The 14,300-nt window shown below is 62.7% G+C and carries 17 protein-coding genes and 4 tRNA genes; 8 read left to right on the forward strand and 13 right to left on the reverse strand.

The genetic code is table 11. The annotated features are described in order from the left end of the window. Positions 1 to 18 precede the first annotated feature (18 nt). A complete protein-coding gene (gene nikR, locus G513_RS0102700) occupies positions 19 to 474 on the reverse strand; it encodes a nickel-responsive transcriptional regulator NikR (protein WP_022975296.1) in 456 nt (151 codons plus the stop codon). Positions 475 to 499: 25 nt separating this feature from the next. Continuing rightward, the gene (locus tag G513_RS0102705) at positions 500 to 1,867 is read right to left on the reverse strand and encodes a pyridoxal-phosphate dependent enzyme (RefSeq protein ID WP_022975297.1); all 1,368 of its coding nucleotides are present in this window, start codon (positions 1,865 to 1,867) and stop codon (positions 500 to 502) included. Positions 1,868 to 1,941: 74 nt separating this feature from the next. Here G513_RS0102705 and orn point away from each other — a divergent pair, with 74 nt between their 5' ends. Then, a complete protein-coding gene (orn, locus tag G513_RS0102710) occupies positions 1,942 to 2,505 on the forward strand; it encodes an oligoribonuclease (RefSeq protein ID WP_022975298.1) in 564 nt (187 codons plus the stop codon). A 16-nt stretch (positions 2,506 to 2,521) separates the two neighbouring features. Here orn and G513_RS0102715 read toward each other — a convergent pair whose 3' ends face one another. Then, on the reverse strand, positions 2,522 to 2,770 hold the full coding sequence (locus tag G513_RS0102715) for a hypothetical protein (protein ID WP_022975299.1): 249 nt from the start codon (positions 2,768 to 2,770) through the stop codon (positions 2,522 to 2,524). Between the two features lie 181 nt (positions 2,771 to 2,951). Next, positions 2,952 to 5,156, reverse strand: coding sequence for a S8 family serine peptidase (locus G513_RS21040; protein ID WP_169560488.1), 2,205 nt, complete (start codon positions 5,154 to 5,156; stop codon positions 2,952 to 2,954). A 286-nt stretch (positions 5,157 to 5,442) separates the two neighbouring features. On the opposite strand from G513_RS21040, the gene G513_RS0102725 reads away from it, so the two are divergent. After that, a tRNA-Ala gene (locus G513_RS0102725) sits at positions 5,443 to 5,518 on the forward strand. A 123-nt stretch (positions 5,519 to 5,641) separates the two neighbouring features. Here G513_RS0102725 and G513_RS24625 read toward each other — a convergent pair. The 4 genes from G513_RS24625 to dksA all read right to left on the reverse strand — a co-directional run bounded on the left by G513_RS24625 (position 5,642) and on the right by dksA (position 6,965). Beyond that, on the reverse strand, positions 5,642 to 6,184 hold the full coding sequence (locus tag G513_RS24625) for an A24 family peptidase (protein ID WP_022975301.1): 543 nt from the start codon (positions 6,182 to 6,184) through the stop codon (positions 5,642 to 5,644). A 64-nt stretch (positions 6,185 to 6,248) separates the two neighbouring features. Beyond that, positions 6,249 to 6,321, reverse strand: a tRNA-Arg gene (locus tag G513_RS0102735). A gap of 39 nt (positions 6,322 to 6,360) precedes the next feature. Beyond that, positions 6,361 to 6,447, reverse strand: a tRNA-Leu gene (locus G513_RS0102740). A gap of 95 nt (positions 6,448 to 6,542) precedes the next feature. After that, the gene (gene dksA / locus G513_RS21050) at positions 6,543 to 6,965 is read right to left on the reverse strand and encodes an RNA polymerase-binding protein DksA (RefSeq protein WP_033417099.1); all 423 of its coding nucleotides are present in this window, start codon (positions 6,963 to 6,965) and stop codon (positions 6,543 to 6,545) included. Here dksA and G513_RS25630 point away from each other — a divergent pair. From G513_RS25630 to epmA, 3 genes are read left to right on the forward strand one after another with little or no spacing between them, the layout of a single operon-like run. Beyond that, positions 6,946 to 7,224, forward strand: coding sequence for a hypothetical protein (locus tag G513_RS25630; RefSeq protein ID WP_156891352.1), 279 nt, complete (start codon positions 6,946 to 6,948; stop codon positions 7,222 to 7,224). The genes dksA and G513_RS25630 overlap by 20 nt on opposite strands. Next, positions 7,221 to 7,787 (forward strand): hypothetical protein, encoded by a 567-nt coding sequence (locus G513_RS25300; RefSeq protein ID WP_156891354.1) that lies wholly within the window; start codon positions 7,221 to 7,223, stop codon positions 7,785 to 7,787. The genes G513_RS25630 and G513_RS25300 overlap by 4 nt, the downstream gene beginning before the upstream one ends. Next, positions 7,784 to 8,770: an EF-P lysine aminoacylase EpmA gene (gene epmA, locus G513_RS0102755; protein WP_028475058.1), complete on the forward strand. Its 987-nt coding sequence runs from the start codon at positions 7,784 to 7,786 to the stop codon at positions 8,768 to 8,770. The genes G513_RS25300 and epmA overlap by 4 nt, the downstream gene beginning before the upstream one ends. Here the strand turns inward: epmA and G513_RS0102760 are convergent. The 5 genes from G513_RS0102760 to G513_RS0102780 form a co-directional block, all read right to left on the reverse strand. Next, positions 8,767 to 9,552, reverse strand: a complete 786-nt coding sequence (locus tag G513_RS0102760; RefSeq protein ID WP_022975303.1) for a sulfite exporter TauE/SafE family protein — start codon at positions 9,550 to 9,552, stop codon at positions 8,767 to 8,769. The two genes, epmA and G513_RS0102760, sit on opposite strands and share 4 nt — an antisense overlap. 20 nt (positions 9,553 to 9,572) lie before the next feature. Then, positions 9,573 to 9,905 (reverse strand): RNA-binding protein, encoded by a 333-nt coding sequence (locus G513_RS0102765; protein WP_022975304.1) that lies wholly within the window; start codon positions 9,903 to 9,905, stop codon positions 9,573 to 9,575. 16 nt (positions 9,906 to 9,921) lie between these two features. Continuing rightward, positions 9,922 to 11,361, reverse strand: coding sequence for a PhoH family protein (locus G513_RS0102770; protein WP_022975305.1), 1,440 nt, complete (start codon positions 11,359 to 11,361; stop codon positions 9,922 to 9,924). An 89-nt stretch (positions 11,362 to 11,450) separates the two neighbouring features. After that, a complete protein-coding gene (locus G513_RS0102775; protein WP_022975306.1) occupies positions 11,451 to 11,918 on the reverse strand; it encodes a peroxiredoxin in 468 nt (155 codons plus the stop codon). A 113-nt stretch (positions 11,919 to 12,031) separates the two neighbouring features. Next, positions 12,032 to 12,571 (reverse strand): glycine cleavage system transcriptional repressor, encoded by a 540-nt coding sequence (locus G513_RS0102780; protein WP_022975307.1) that lies wholly within the window; start codon positions 12,569 to 12,571, stop codon positions 12,032 to 12,034. Positions 12,572 to 12,695: 124 nt separating this feature from the next. On the opposite strand from G513_RS0102780, the gene dapA reads away from it, so the two are divergent. The 3 genes from dapA (at position 12,696) to G513_RS0102795 (ending at position 14,104) form a co-directional block, all read left to right on the forward strand. Beyond that, positions 12,696 to 13,574, forward strand: coding sequence for a 4-hydroxy-tetrahydrodipicolinate synthase (dapA, locus tag G513_RS0102785; RefSeq protein WP_022975308.1), 879 nt, complete (start codon positions 12,696 to 12,698; stop codon positions 13,572 to 13,574). Then, positions 13,574 to 13,960 carry a hypothetical protein gene (locus G513_RS0102790; RefSeq protein ID WP_022975309.1) on the forward strand — a complete coding sequence of 129 codons (387 nt, stop codon included), beginning with the start codon at positions 13,574 to 13,576 and terminating at the stop codon, positions 13,958 to 13,960. The genes dapA and G513_RS0102790 overlap by 1 nt, the downstream gene beginning before the upstream one ends. A gap of 52 nt (positions 13,961 to 14,012) precedes the next feature. Continuing rightward, positions 14,013 to 14,104: transfer RNA gene (locus G513_RS0102795), tRNA-Ser, on the forward strand. Positions 14,105 to 14,300: the final 196 nt, after the last annotated feature.

Below are 14,300 nucleotides of genomic sequence, written 5' to 3' on the forward strand. Positions count from 1 at the left end.
TGTAGCGGTTGCGAAGCTTCAGCTGATCGGGCTCAGGTGCACATGGGCCTCACCATGTACCCGGGAGATTTCCAGCGCCACCGGCACCAGATGCAGATGGCCGTGGCGCACGCCGCGTTCGGCGATCAGCGATTCCGCGAAGGCTTTCACCTGCGGCAGCGGGCCTCTCAGCGCCATGGTTTCCAGGCAGTTGTCGTGATCCAGATGCACGTGCATCGTTGCCATGCTCAGGCCGTGATGATCGTGCTGGTTCTCGGCCAGTCGGCTGGCCAGCTGGCGCTCGTGATGGTTGTAGACGTAGGACACCGTGGCCACGCAATGCGAGGCCTTGCCATCGTCGATGCGCTCGTTCTCGAGCCGGCCGCGCAGCAGATCGCGGAACGCTTCGGAGCGGTTTTCGTAGCCGTGGCGATCGGCCCAGGCGTCGAACTGATCGGCCAGGGTTTCGTCGAGAGACAGCGTGATGCGGCGCATGTGTGCTCCAGGAAAAGATTGAGTTTCAGGTCTGCTGGCGCAGGTAGTTGAGCAGATCGATCTTGGTGATCAGGCCAATGAAGGCTCCTTCGGCATCGGCCACCACGGCGACATGATCGCGCTGGAACAAGTCGATCAGCGTAGCCATCGGCGCATCGGGCCGGATCGTTTCGACCTTGGCCACCATCGCCGTCGATACCGCGTCGTTGAAGTGCGCCGAGCCGGCCTGCACATGGAGTAGCAGATCGGATTCGTCGATGATGCCGACCACCCTCGGGCCTTCCATCACCGGCACCTGGGAGACATCGAACAGCTTCATCCGCCGATAGGCGAGCAGCAGGTTGTCGTCCGGTTTCAGGGTTACCGCGCCACCTTCCTGGTAGCGACGGACGATCAGGTCCAGCAGGTTGCCGTGGCGCGGCCGTGGCAGCAGGCCCTGCTCGAACATCCAGTGATCGTTGTACATCTTGCTCAGGTACTTGTTGCCGCTGTCGCAGACGAAGGTGACAACGCGCTTCGGCGTGGTCTGCGCGCGGCAGTAGCGCAGCGCGGCGGCAAGCAAGGTGCCGGTCGAGGAGCCGCCGAGCAGACCTTCCTTGGCCAGCAGCTCGCGTGCGGTCAGGAAGCTTTCGGCGTCCGGAATCGAGTAGGCCTTCTTCGCATAGCCGAGTTCGCAGTTCGGCGGAATGAAATCCTCGCCGATACCCTCGACCAGCCAGGAACCCGGCGTGACCTGCTCGTTGCGCTCGACCAGCGGTTCGAGGATCGAACCCTTCGGATCGGCCAGCACCATTTCCAGATGCGGCGCGACTCTCGCGAAGTAGCGGCCGAGCCCGGTCAGCGTGCCACCGGAGCCGACGCCGACGACCACGGCATCGCACATCCGTCCGGTCTGCGCCCAGATCTCCGGGCCGGTGGTTGCCTCGTGCGCGAGCGGATTCGCCGGGTTGGCGAACTGGTTGACGTAGAAGCTGTTCGGCGTCTCGCGAGCGAGGCGTTCGGCGATGTCCTGGTAGTACTCCGGATGGCCCTTGCCGACATCGCTGCGAGTGATGATCGTGGTCGCACCGAGCGCGCGCAGATGCAGGATCTTCTCCTGCGCCATCTTGTCCGGTATCACCAGGGTGATGTGGTAACCCTTCTGCGCCGCGACCAGCGCCAGACCCAGACCGGTGTTGCCGGCGGTCGCTTCGATCAGGGTGCCACCGGGATGAATCAGGCCGTCACGTTCGGCGGCTTCGATCATCGACAGGCCGATACGATCCTTGATCGAGCCGGTCGGGTTCTGGTTTTCAAGCTTGACGAACAGCCGGCACAGGCCGGTGTCGAGGTTCCTCAACTCCACCAGCGGCGTGTTGCCAATGGTGTTCAGCACGCTGCCATCACGAGGCATGTCGCACCTTTCAGATCAGGGAAGTTGCGGCAGGTTAGCACGCGACTTTTCATTGGCCTGCTAGGCTTCGCAGCATGAAAAACAATGCTGATGAAGCTGCCCGCAACCTGATCTGGATCGACTGCGAGATGACCGGCCTGATCCCCGAGGAACACCGGATCATCGAGATCGCCACCATCGTCACCGACAGCGAGCTGAACGTGCTCGCTGAAGGCCCGGTGATCGCCGTGCACCAGCCGGAGCACGAGTTGGCGAAGATGGATGAGTGGAACGTCAACCAGCACGGCAAGTCCGGGCTGACTGCGCGAGTGCGCGCCAGCCGGATCAGCGCAGCAGAAGCCGAAGCGCAGACCATCGCCTTTCTGAAGGACTGGGTACCAGCCGGCAAGTCACCGATCTGCGGCAATTCGATCTGCCAGGATCGCCGTTTCCTCGCCAACTGGATGCCGGCGCTGGAGCGCTACTTCCATTACCGCAATCTCGATGTCAGCACGGTCAAGGAACTGTGCCAGCGCTGGGCACCGGAAACGGCGAGGGGATTCAGGAAGGAGTCATCGCATCTGGCGATGGACGATATCCGCGATTCGATCGAGGAACTTCGCTACTACCGTCAGCATTTCATTCGCTCGGCAGGCTGAGCCCGCAGCCACAAGCTCAGCCGCGATTGCGGCGGCCGGGCTTGTCATCGAACAGATCGTCGAAATCCTCGCCGATCAGCTTCTTCAGTTCGCGTTCCTCGCGCAGCCGCTCGACATCCCGCCAGTCGCGCGAGCGACCATTGGGCACGACATTGCCCTTGGCATCGACCACGGGCGTGTCGTCTTCAAAGCCTTCCACCTCTTCCGCAAACTCGTCGAACGGCTTCGGTTGCGGTTGCGGTTTCTTGCCCGGTCTGCCAGCCATGCGTGTGCGTGCTCCATCGAGTGACGTCGTGATTTGCGCGCGTTTTAGCAGGCTTTCAGCAAGCGTGGAAGCCCCTTGCGCAATCCCTCGTCGAGACTGCCGACAGGCGGTCAGACAAGTGCCTGCCGAGCCTGTCGGCTTTGCTATTTCCGGACCTGTATCCCGGCTGTCCGAATCCTGATCAAGCCGCTTTCCGACGCCGTAATCCGACGACGCCCAGCAGCATCACCAGCAATACTGGTGGCATTGCGCCACCACCGCCGCCGCTGCCAGGCGGCGGTGGCGTGTTCTCCAGCGCTGCGCGCAGCGTGTAGCTCGCACCTTGGATGCCATCGAAATTGACCACGGTGACGTAGTAGGTGCCGAGGCGAGGAGTGTCGATGGTGATCGTCTCGTCGCCGTTCGCTGCGGCATCGCCGCGCTGCGTGTCCGGCACGTTGACGAAGTAGAACGGCTCCGGATCGCCCTCGGTGGTCGGCACGCCGGCGCCGAGGTCGACGTTGTACTGCGTCGGCTCGCCGTAGCGCACGAAGATGTCGACATCGTTGACGGCGGTGGACTGCACGACCAGGCGGTTGCTGCCGGCCGGCAGGCTGGTCACGTCGAAGCTCCAGGTGTGGAATTCGTCGTACAAGCCCGGTGCAAAGCTTTGCGAGGCCGTGGTGCCCAGGCTCAGCTTGCCGATTTCCATGATGAAGCGACGCGTCGCCGTATAGCCGCCGTCAGCAGTAATCGCGAGCGCGAACTGCACGTACTGATGACCGCTGACCGCGGACGGCACGCGCACCTGGAAATCCACCGGCTGGATCACACCGGAGCCAAGCGCGCCGAGCGAGGCGGTACCGCTGTTGACGACCACGCCGGCGCCGCTGGCGGTCAGCGTCGCCCGCACATTGGTTGCCGCCAGCCAGAGATTTTCGACCGTCACCCGCAACGTCGTGGTTTCTCCGGGATCGAGGCTGCCATTGCCGCTGGCACCGTCCTCGACGGTCGCTGGCACCAGCACCGGCACGTCGACGTTGCCCGTGTCGTAAGCCAGCGTGTAGCTGCTGGCCTGCACGGGCCGGATCACCAGAGAAGGCCGTGGCAGCAGATTCAGCGCCTGTCTGGCGTCGATGCGGCCAGCGGCGGTGCGCAGGTTCACCGGGTTCGATGGATCGAGACCGACCTGACCACTTTCGATCAGCCGCGCCTTCACTTCGGCAACCGTTGCGCTCGGATAGTAGTCGCGGATCAACGCGGCCACGCCGGCCACGTATGGGGACGAGAACGAGGTGCCGTTGATGCCAGCGGTGGTGTAACCGCCGCCGAGGGTCGTGGTGACGAGCTGCAGTCCGGGAGCGGCTACCGGCACGGTTGTCGAACCATAGTTCGAGAAGCTGGCGACGCCGTCCTGGCGATTGGTCGCGGCGACGGCGAGCACGTTCGGCAGTTGATAGTTGGCCGGATAGCTGGCGCCCGAGATGTCGATATTCGAATCCTGATTGCCGGCCGAAGTCACGAACAGGATGCCGGCGTTGTTCAACACGGAAATCGCGTCGCGCTCGGCCAGTGAGTAGCTCGGCCCACCGAAGCTGGCGTTGACGATGCGCGCGCCGTTGTTGCGGGCGTAGTCGAGCGCGCGCAGTTCCGAGGCCACGTCGTAGGCGAAGCGCAGCGGCATGATCTTTTCGTTCCAGGCGGCACCGGCAATGCCGATACCGTTGTTGCCGCTTGCTGCTGCAGCACCGGCCACGGCCGTGCCGTGCGATTCATCGGCTGAAGTCGGGCTGGGGTCGGAATCGTTGTCGGCAAAGTCATAACCGTTGACCAGATTGCCAACCAGATCCGGATGGGTGATCTCGAAGCCGTCGTCGATGATCGCGATCGTCACGTTGCCGCGCCCGGTGCGATCGGCGATGCCGGTGCCGAGCGAATCCCAGGCTTCGACCAGATTCATGTCGGCGCCCGCAATGCCCGCCGGACCGCCGGAGACAAAGTTCGCTTGCCCGGTGTTGCGCAATCCCCATTGCTGCGCGAACAGCGGATCGTTCGGGATGGCTGCCATCGGCCGGCGCAGGAAATTCGGTTCTGCGTACTCCACCGCGGGATCGGCGGCGAGCATCTTCAAGGCGCCCGGAACATCGACGACCGATGTCAGCTTCAGACGCTCGAAGCGGCCATCGAAATAGCGTGCTTCGGCGCTCTGTCCCTGCGACGCTCGAAGCGTATCGCTGGCCTGCCCCTTCATGCCGGCGCGGTACTTCACGATCACTTCGCCACTGCGATAAGTCAGCCGTGCCGAAGGATCGGCCGACGAGCCGGCCACGCGGACGGGTGCAATGGCTTGCACCAGCATCGGCGAGGTGGCCAGGGACAGCAGGGCAAGCTTCAGCAATCGGTTCATGAACGGGTTCTCGAAGACGGAGCGCGAGCGAATCATCGGATCATCGCCAAGCGGAAGGTGGGGCGCCACTCGCAACGGACGGCCTGCGCCGACAGCCGGCATCGAGACCCTGCGCCATGAAGAAAAGGGTTCCCCTTTCGGTTGACAAGGCTTAAACTGCGCGCCGTCGTGCAGATTGCTGGCGGGAAATTCATCCTCCCCGTGTAGACAGTTGTCGCGACGGCAAGTTGTCTTGTAGTGGCAATGATTTCGTATACGGCAAGGCAGCAAGCAGCAGGTTTCGTGTGGGGACGTAGCTCAGTTGGGAGAGCGCGTCGTTCGCAATGACGAGGTCGTCGGTTCGATCCCGATCGTCTCCACCATCTACCTGCTGATACTGAAAGCGCGTCCCGATGCGGTGCGCCTGCTTCTCGAGTAGAAGCCAAGAAAACAAGTTTCCCTTACCGCAGAGTTACGCGGCTTTCGTCGTGCCCGCGACTGACCGATCAGTGGCCAGCCGAAGCGGCCCAGAGCACGGCGGCAGTGGAACCGCAAAGAATGGCTCCGGCGTACGGAAAGCGGAGCGGGCCGGTGCCTTCCTTGTCGACGCGCTTGCCGAGCCAGGTCCCGCCGAGGATCAGGTGCTTGATGCCGAACCCGTAGCGCTGCACGGTTTCACGCAGGCCATCCCGGGCAATCAGCACGATGATGGCGATCATTGCCCCGGCGATGAACGTGCAGAGCACGGCTGCCAGCGTGATGGACGGACCCAGGAACGCGCCGACAGCCGCCATCAGCTTCACGTCGCCAGCGCCCATGGCTTTCAGCAGATGGAGCGGCAGCAAGGCAATCAAGCCCAGCGCCAGCCCGCCCAGAGACGCGCCCGGCGTCACGCTGCCGTAACCGGTCACGGCCAGCAATATCCCCATGGCTGCGCCGCCAAGCGACAGCAGGTTCGGGATTCGCCGCGTGCGGCTATCGATGATCGTCGCCGCGACCAGAACCGCGAGCAGGATCCAATGAGAGGGCGAGTTCAGACTTGCGTCCACCTTGGCGCTACTCCTGCTATCCGGCGGGTATCGAGCAGCTCGTCTTTTTGACGATGCTGCGGTGTGCCCCGAGCAGGAATCGAACCTGCGACCTACCGCTTAGGAGGCGGTCGCTCTATCCACTGAGCTACCGGGGCGTACGTCGAAACAGGTTCATGTGGCGTGTGCAGCAAGCTTGGTGCGCCCGGCCGGAATCGAACCGGCATGCCTGCGAAGGCGGGAGATTTTAAGTCTCATGCGTCTACCAATTTCGCCACGGGCGCAGCGGCGACATTGTATCGCCGTTAAGAGATCGCCCAACGAAAACGCGACGAAGGCGGTGCACGCCCTCGTCGCGTTGATGATGCTTCGACCTCGATCAGCGATCGCGGAAGTGCGTCTCGACCTTCTCGTCCTGACCTTTGACATCGACGCAGACGCTGGCCGTCGGCCGGGCGAGCAGGCGCGGAATGCCGATCGCTTCGCCGGTCTTGGTGCAGAAGCCGTATTCCTTGTCGCGGATGCGGCGCATCGATTCGTCGATCTTGCGCAGCAGCATCGATTCCCGCTCGCGCAGACGCAGATCGAGCCAATGCTCTTCTTCGGCAGTCGCGCGGTCGGCCGGATCGGCGAAGACTTCGCGCTGATGCAGGCGTTCCTTGACGTCCAGCTCGCGCGCCAGCACTTCTTCGCGCATCTTGAGCAGGCGCAGGCGGAAGAACTCCACCTGCACGTCGTTCATGTAATCGTCGTCCGACATGCCACGGATGTAGTCGTCGGTCATGTCGACGACCGTGCCCATCGTGGCTGGCGAGGATTTCGGCGCTCGCGGCGAGCGCGAGGATTTTTCAGCGACGGCAGCTGCCGGCTGTTTAACGGTTGAAGTTTTTACGGCGACGGCTCGGTTGACTTGGGGAGTTCCGGTGCTGCTGGCGGCGTTGCCGCTGCTGGCTCCGGGGCTGGCGACGGCGCTGCTGGCGTCGGCGTCGGGGCGGGAGCTACTGACTGCTTTTTTTTTTCGACCGCAGCTGCCTTGGTGGCAGGCTTCGGCGCGGCCTTGACCACGGCCTTCTTGGCTGCCGCCACCGGCTTCGCAACCGCTTTCTTGGCGGCAGGCTTGGCGACTGGAGCAACGGCCTTCTTCACTGTTGCAATCGTCTTCTTGACGGCGACAGTCGCTTTCTTCACGACGGCGGCTGCTTTCTTGACGATGGGTGCTGCTGCAACCTTCTTCTTGACGGCAGCTTTGGCGACGGCCGTCTTCGCCGGTGCGGCCTTCTTCACGGCAGCCTTCTTCGCCGGCGCAGCTTTCGCGGCGACCTTCTTAACGGCTTTCTTGGCTACTGGAGCTGCCGGCTTGGCAGTCGCTTTCTTGGCGACTTTGGCCGCCGGCTTGGCAACGGCTTTTTTCGCTGCGGGCTTCGCCGCAGCTTTGCTGACGGGCTTCACGGCTGACTTGATGACACTGGACTTGCTCGCCGGTTTAGACACGGGCTTGGCTTTTGATGCAGTCTTTTTGGTCGCCACCAGCTTCTCCTGCAGCACTGTCGAGTGGGTAAAATCGGACGCACTCAGCCATCCGATAGCGCCGCGTTATAGCACCCACCCCAATAGGCGTCAATGAAATCCAAGCCTGTGTGGCAGCCTCGTGCAAGCCTTGAAACGCTGCGCCTGCGCGCGCTTCTGATGCAGCGTGTGCGCCGCTTTTTCGCCGCACGAGAATTGCTGGAAGTGGAGACGCCGGTGCTGTCCCGTGCCGCCACCGTCGATCCGCAGATCGACAGCTTTTCGAGCCAGCGCTCGGGTGGTGTCGAACGCTGGCTGCAGACCTCGCCGGAGTTCGCGATGAAGCGCCTGCTGGCCGCCGGCAGCGGGCCGATCTTTCAGATCGCGAAGGTCTTCCGGGTCGATGAGAGCGGGCGCTTTCACAACCCCGAATTCACGATGCTGGAGTGGTATCGGCCGGGTTTCGATCACCATCGCCTGATCGATGAATGCGAAGCGCTGCTGGCGGTGCTGGACGGGCCGGCGTCGTGCGCGCGGCTTAGCTATCGGGAAGCGTTTGTTCGCGAGGCCGGGATCGATCCGTTTCTCGCTTCGCCGGCCGAGCTTGAAGCGCGCTGCGTGCAAGCGATCGGGCCGCTGCCCGTGATGCCTTCAGTCGAAGTTGCAGACGATTCCCTGACTCGCGACTTCCTGCTCGATCTGTTGATGAGTCATGTTGTCGGCCCGCAGTTGGGCCGGGATCGTCCGGAGTTCCTGATCGACTTTCCGGCTTCGCAGGCAGCGCTGGCGAAGGTCCGCCGCGACGTCGAGCCGCCGGTTGCCGAGCGTTTCGAGCTGTTCTGGCGGGGCATCGAGCTCGCGAACGGTTTCCATGAGCTGACCGATGCCGCCGAGCAGCAGCAGCGCTTCCAAGCCGATCAGGCTCGCCGCGCGTCAAGAGGGCAGGCAGTGCCGCCGTACGATGGGCATCTGATCGCCGCGCTCGAGCATGGCTTGCCGCCTTGTGCCGGTGTCGCGGTCGGCCTGGATCGGCTGCTGATGTTGCTGCTCGGTCTGCCGCACATCGGCGACGGTCTGGCCTTCGATGACGAACGAGCCTAAGGCTTGGCGATGTCCCAGCCGAAGCGTGCAATCAGCACCGTGACCACGACGATGAACAGCACTCTCACGAAGCCGCTGCCTTTGGCGATCGCCAGCCGCGATCCCAGCCATGAGCCGGCAACGTTGAAGATCGCCATCGGGATCGCGTAGGCATACAGCACGCTGCTATTGGCGACGAACCAGGCGAGTGCCGCGAAGTTGGTGATCGTGTTCACCGCTTTCGCCGAGGCTGAAGCGGCCAGGAAGCTGAAGCCGAACAGGCCGACGAAGGCGAAGATCAGAAAGCTGCCGGTGCCCGGGCCGAAGAAGCCATCGTAGAAACCGACGACCGCGCCGATCGCGAGACCGGTAAGCAGTTGCTGGCGATCGTTCAGCCGCGGCGCATGCAGCTTGCCGAAATCCTTCTTCCACAAGGTGTAGGCGAGCACCACGATCATCATCACCAGGATCAGCGGCTTCAGCTCGGCGTTGCCGATCAGGCTGACGGTACGGGCCCCCAGAAACGAGGCCAGCGCCGCCACTGCGCCAGCCGGCAGCACCACTTTCCAGCTGATAGGCACATGGCGCGCGTACTGCAGCGTAGCGCTCGCGGTGCCCCAGATCGCGGCGAACTTGTTGGTACCAAGAATCGCGGCCGGCGACAGCTGTGGCAGTAGCACAAACAGCGCCGGAATCTGGATCAGCCCGCCGCCGCCGACTACGGAATCGATGAAGCCGGCGAGAAACGCGAAGCCGCAGAGCGCGATCAGCGTCGGCGTCAGCAGCTCCGCAAATTCAGGCACGCGCGATGATCGGTATCAACTCACAGCAGCTTGCTGACCGCTCCCGGAATCTTGTAACGCTTGTCGGCGAGCAGCTTGTTCAGGATCTGCGTCAGCCAGGCGCGCGAGGCGGTGAAGCTCTTCAGCTTGATGTAGCGCGCTTCGCCTTCGCTTTCGATCTCGTAGCGTTCGACGGTGATCGTCACCGCATCGCGCTCGCCCTTGAGCAGCGCGCGCGCGGTAACCCTGTTGGCCGAGGTATCGATGTTGACGTCGATGATCTCGCCGTACTCGCTCAGCCGGTCGTTGACATAGGCCCTCAGCGACATGCCGATGGCGCTGTCTTTCACCCCGCGGGCAATTCCTTTCAGCATGTTCGGTGCTCTCGATTCAGAGGATGTCGGACGCGAAGGCCGCCAGGCGCGAACGCTCGCCGCGCGCCAGGGTCACGTGGCCGCCATGCGGCCAGCCGCGGAAGCGGTCGACGACATAAGTGAGGCCGGACGTGGTCTCGGACAAGTACGGCGTATCGATCTGCGTCAGATTGCCGAGGCAGATGATCTTCGAGCCGGGACCGCAGCGGGTGATCAGCGCCTTCATCTGCTTGGCGGTGAGGTTCTGCGCTTCGTCGATGATGATGTAGCGGTTCAGGAAGGTGCGGCCGCGCATGAAGTTCAGGCTGCGGATCTTGATGCGCTTGGAGAGCAGATCGTTGGTCGCCGCACGTTCCCAGTCACCGGCATTGCTGGTCTGGGTCAGCACTTCGAGGTTGTCCATCAGCGCGCCCATCCACGGCGTCATCTTTTCTTCCTCGGTGCCCGGCAGGAAGCCGATGTCGTCACCCAGCGGCACGGTCACGCGGGTCATGATGATTTCGCGATAGCGCGGTTCGTCGAGCGTCTGGGCCAGGCCGGCGGCGAGCGCCAGCAAGGTCTTGCCAGTGCCGGCGGCGCCGAGCAGCGACACGAAATCGACGTCCGGATCGAGCAGCAGATTGAGCGCGAAATTCTGCTCGCGATTCTTGGCGTGGATGCCCCAGACCGGCGTCTTGCCGGCGCGGTAATCGCGGATCACGTGCAGTTTGGCGCTGTCGCCGTCGAGCGCCTGGACGGTCAGTTCGAGGCCGCGTTCGACTTCGTCCGGCAAGTACAGGAATTCGTTGACATGCCATTCCTTGACCTTCGGCCCGCTGACCTTGTAGCAGGCGCGGCCGCGATCATCCTGCCAGCTGTCCATCTTCTCGCCGTGCGTGGTCCAGAAATCGTCGGGCAGCTTGGCGTAGCCGGAATAGAGCAGATCGAGGTCATCAAGCACCTGATCGTTGTGATAGTCCTCGGTATGCACGCCGACGATCGCGGCCTTGATCCGCAGGTTGATGTCTTTCGACACCAAGGTGATCGTCCGCGACGGATGCTGGCTTTGCAGCCCGAGAGCGGCAAGCAGGATGTTGTTGTCCGGCTTGTTGCCCGGCAGCATTTCCGGCAGCGCAGCGGCTGACGGCCGGGTCTGGAAGAACAGCCGGCCGGACGATGGCGCCGTCGGCGTGCCGCCGGTATGGCCATTGCCGTTGCCATTCGTGCCCTTGTTGACCGTGGTCGGCAAGGGAATGCCTTTCTCGATCTGCGCATGGTCCTTGCCATGCATCAGGCCATCCAGGATTCGCGCTACCTGACGAACATTGCGCGAGGTTTCGCTGGTGCCTTTCTTCCCGTTGTCGAGCTCTTCGAGCACGACCATCGGGATGTAGATGTCATGTTCCTCGAAGCGATACAGGCAGCTCGGGTCGTGCATCAGGACGTTGGTGTCGAGCACGAAGATTTTCTTTTTCATCGATTTCCGGGAGATGAAACAAACGAGCCGACACGCGGAGGACCGCGCATCGGCTCAGAAGGACGCTTGATGGATGTTCGGCAAGGGCGTCAGAGAGCGGTGACCGCCTCCAGCACTTCGGCGGCATGGCCTTTCGCCGAGACCTTGCGCCAGTCTTTCGCGAGTTTGCCCTTGCTGTCGAACAGGAAGGTGCAGCGGTCGATACCTATGTACTTCTTGCCGTACATGCTTTTTTCAACGATCGCGCCGAAGGCATTGCACATGGCTTCGTCACCGTCGGACAGCAAGGTGAACGGGAAGCCGAACTTGGAGCAGAAGTTGTCGTGCGATTTCACGCTGTCCTTGGACACGCCGACGATGTCGGCGCCGGCCTTGACGAAATCCGCATACAGGCCGGTGAATTCCTGGCCTTCGACGGTGCAGCCCGGCGTGTTGTCCTTCGGATAGAAGTACACGACCAGTTTCTTGCCCTTGAAATCCTTTGCCAGGCTGATGGTCTTGCCGCCGCTGGCCGCGAGCGTCAGCTCCGGCAGCTTGTCGCCAATCGTCAGGCTCATGCAGCTTGTCCTCGGTGAGTGGGGAATGATCAGGTGCGGTCTGTGGCGATCAGACTACACCCGGCTTGCGCAAACAAGACCGCAAGAATCAGGCCCTGAACGAGTGCTCAGGTTCAGCTTTTGATCGGGTCGAGCATGCCGTCGGCGTTCAGATCGTCGCAGAGATCCATGAACGATTCGCGCAAGGCCTGCGGATGCTGGTTGACCGGCACGTGCAAGACCATCTGCACGCTGACCATGCCGGCGCCGGTATGCGTCGACTGGTACTTCTGGGTCGACATTTCCGCCACCTGAACATCTTGGCTGTGGAAGAACTCCAGCAGATGAACCAGCAGATCCGGTTGTTGCGGCGCGATCACGTCGGCGGCGTACGGGCGGAACTCCGGGTTCTGCTCGCGCATGTTGCAGCGCTGGAAACGCACCTGCAGTTCGAGCTTCTCGGCAATGCCGGGCAGGGCGGTTTCCAAACGGCCGAGGGCGCTCCAGTTACCGGAGACGACGAGATTTGCGGTCAAGCGGTCGCCGATCGGCGCAATGCGGCAATCCTCGACTTCACCACCGCGCTCGCGGATTGCCTTGAACAGCTCCAGCGCGAGCTGAGGACGGGGTTGGCCGAGTACTGAAATCGACAGCAGGTTTTCTGGGGCGGCCATTGCGGGAACGGTTCGGGGATCCGGTGGTCTTGTAGGTCAGGACGGGCGAGGCCAGCGGCATGGGCGGGTGGCGATCGACGTTCCGTTATAATCGCAGTTTAGCCAATTCCGCACTCTCTTCCGAATGATCAAGGGCAGCATAGTCGCGATCGTGACGCCGATGACGGCCTCCGGCGAAGTCGATTTCGACTCGCTCGGGCGGCTGGTCGAATGGCACATCACCGAAGGCACCGATGCCATCGTCGCCGTCGGCACCACCGGTGAATCGGCGACCTTGAGCGTCGACGAACACCTCGCCGTGATCCGGAAAGTGATCGAAGTTTCGGCCAAGCGCGTACCGGTGATCGCCGGTACCGGCGCCAATTCGACGACCGAAGCGATCGAGCTGACCCAGCTGGCCAAGGACGCTGGCGCCGATGCCTGCCTGATCGTCACGCCTTACTACAACAAGCCGCCGCAGGAAGGCCTGTATCGCCACTTCAAGGCGATCGCCGAAGCGGTGAACGTGCCGATCATCCTGTACAACGTGCCTGGCCGTACCGGCTGCGATATGTTGCCGGCAACGGTTGCCCGTCTGGCCGGCGTGCCGAACATCGTCGGCATCAAGGAAGCCAAGGGCGAGTTGTCACGGGTACGCGATCTGCTGGCGCTCGGCTTGCCAGCCTCGTTCGCGCTTTACACTGGCGACGATGCGACGGCGCGCGACTCGATGCTGCTCGGCTTTCACGGCGACATTTCGGTCACCGCCAACGTTGCACCCAAGCTGATGCACCAGATGTGTGCAGCGGCGCTGGCCGGCGATGCCGCCAAGGCCGAAGCGTTCGACGCCAAGCTGGCGCTGCTGCACAAGAATTTGTTTGTTGATCCGAACCCGATTCCCGCCAAGTGGGCACTGGAAGTGATGGGCCGGATTCCCGGCGGCATCCGCCTGCCGCTGGTGCCGATGAACCCTGACCATATCGACGTCGTGCAGACCAGCCTGCGCGCGGCGGGAGTGATTTGATGAGCTCGATGTACACGCGGCACGCGACGAAGCAAGCCGGCCTGCTGATGGTGGCGCTGTCGTCGCTGGCAGCCGGCTGCTCGACAACCTCCTACTGCTCCGGTCCGCAGCCCTACGAATCTGCCGCCTCGATCACCCCGATCGTCGCGCCGGAAGGCATGCGCATCCCGACGCCGAGCACGGCGCTGAAGGTGCCGGAAGCGAAGACCGAATCGGTGACCTACGGCTTCTACGCCCCAGATCCCGCCAAGCCCGGCAAGAAGCGCATGTTCTGCCTTGACCAGCCGCCGGCGCTGACCCAGCAAGCTGAAGCTGCTCCCGCAGCCGTAGTAGTGCCCGCGGCGGCTGCAGTCGCCCCTGCAGCGGCTGCGGAAAAATCGCCCTAAGACCCGGCCATTTCGTTAGAATGCCGCCGCCTACACGGTAGCAGCAAGACACGGAGAGGTGTCCGAGCGGTTGAAGGAGCACGCCTGGAAAGCGTGTATACGAGTCAAATCGTATCGCGGGTTCGAATCCCGCTCTCTCCGCCACACAAGCAGCAAAATCAACGACTTACATCGTTGTTTTTGATAGATCCGCCATAAGGCCCCTGATAAAAAAGGGTGCTTGAAGGCGGATTTTTTTATGGCCGGGATCGGCTCTCTGGTGTGCGATGGACCCTCGGCTTTACCAAACGACGTTCAAGTGCCGTTCTGCGCAGCCTTGGCAAAGGTCGCGGTGGTACAT

The sequence above is a fragment of the Nevskia ramosa DSM 11499 genome (genome assembly GCF_000420645.1).
GTDB classification, from domain to species: domain Bacteria; phylum Pseudomonadota; class Gammaproteobacteria; order Nevskiales; family Nevskiaceae; genus Nevskia; species Nevskia ramosa.

What these genes read in the sequence shown, in the direction of transcription:
- dapA (WP_022975308.1), top strand. Translation starts at nt 12,696, where the DNA reads ATGATCAAGGGCAGCATAGTCGCGATCGTGACGCCGATGACGGCCTCC.
- G513_RS0102770 (WP_022975305.1), bottom strand. Translation starts at nt 11,361, where the DNA reads ATGAAAAAGAAAATCTTCGTGCTCGACACCAACGTCCTGATGCACGAC.
- G513_RS21040 (WP_169560488.1), bottom strand. Translation starts at nt 5,156, where the DNA reads ATGAACCGATTGCTGAAGCTTGCCCTGCTGTCCCTGGCCACCTCGCCG.
- orn (WP_022975298.1), top strand. Translation starts at nt 1,942, where the DNA reads ATGAAAAACAATGCTGATGAAGCTGCCCGCAACCTGATCTGGATCGAC.
- G513_RS0102705 (WP_022975297.1), bottom strand. Translation starts at nt 1,867, where the DNA reads ATGCCTCGTGATGGCAGCGTGCTGAACACCATTGGCAACACGCCGCTG.
- G513_RS0102765 (WP_022975304.1), bottom strand. Translation starts at nt 9,905, where the DNA reads ATGCTGAAAGGAATTGCCCGCGGGGTGAAAGACAGCGCCATCGGCATG.
- nikR (WP_022975296.1), bottom strand. Translation starts at nt 474, where the DNA reads ATGCGCCGCATCACGCTGTCTCTCGACGAAACCCTGGCCGATCAGTTC.
- G513_RS0102790 (WP_022975309.1), top strand. Translation starts at nt 13,574, where the DNA reads ATGAGCTCGATGTACACGCGGCACGCGACGAAGCAAGCCGGCCTGCTG.
- G513_RS0102775 (WP_022975306.1), bottom strand. Translation starts at nt 11,918, where the DNA reads ATGAGCCTGACGATTGGCGACAAGCTGCCGGAGCTGACGCTCGCGGCC.
- G513_RS25630 (WP_156891352.1), top strand. Translation starts at nt 6,946, where the DNA reads ATGTCGACGACCGTGCCCATCGTGGCTGGCGAGGATTTCGGCGCTCGC.
- epmA (WP_028475058.1), top strand. Translation starts at nt 7,784, where the DNA reads ATGAAATCCAAGCCTGTGTGGCAGCCTCGTGCAAGCCTTGAAACGCTG.
- G513_RS0102715 (WP_022975299.1), bottom strand. Translation starts at nt 2,770, where the DNA reads ATGGCTGGCAGACCGGGCAAGAAACCGCAACCGCAACCGAAGCCGTTC.
- G513_RS0102780 (WP_022975307.1), bottom strand. Translation starts at nt 12,571, where the DNA reads ATGGCCGCCCCAGAAAACCTGCTGTCGATTTCAGTACTCGGCCAACCC.
- dksA (WP_033417099.1), bottom strand. Translation starts at nt 6,965, where the DNA reads ATGGGCACGGTCGTCGACATGACCGACGACTACATCCGTGGCATGTCG.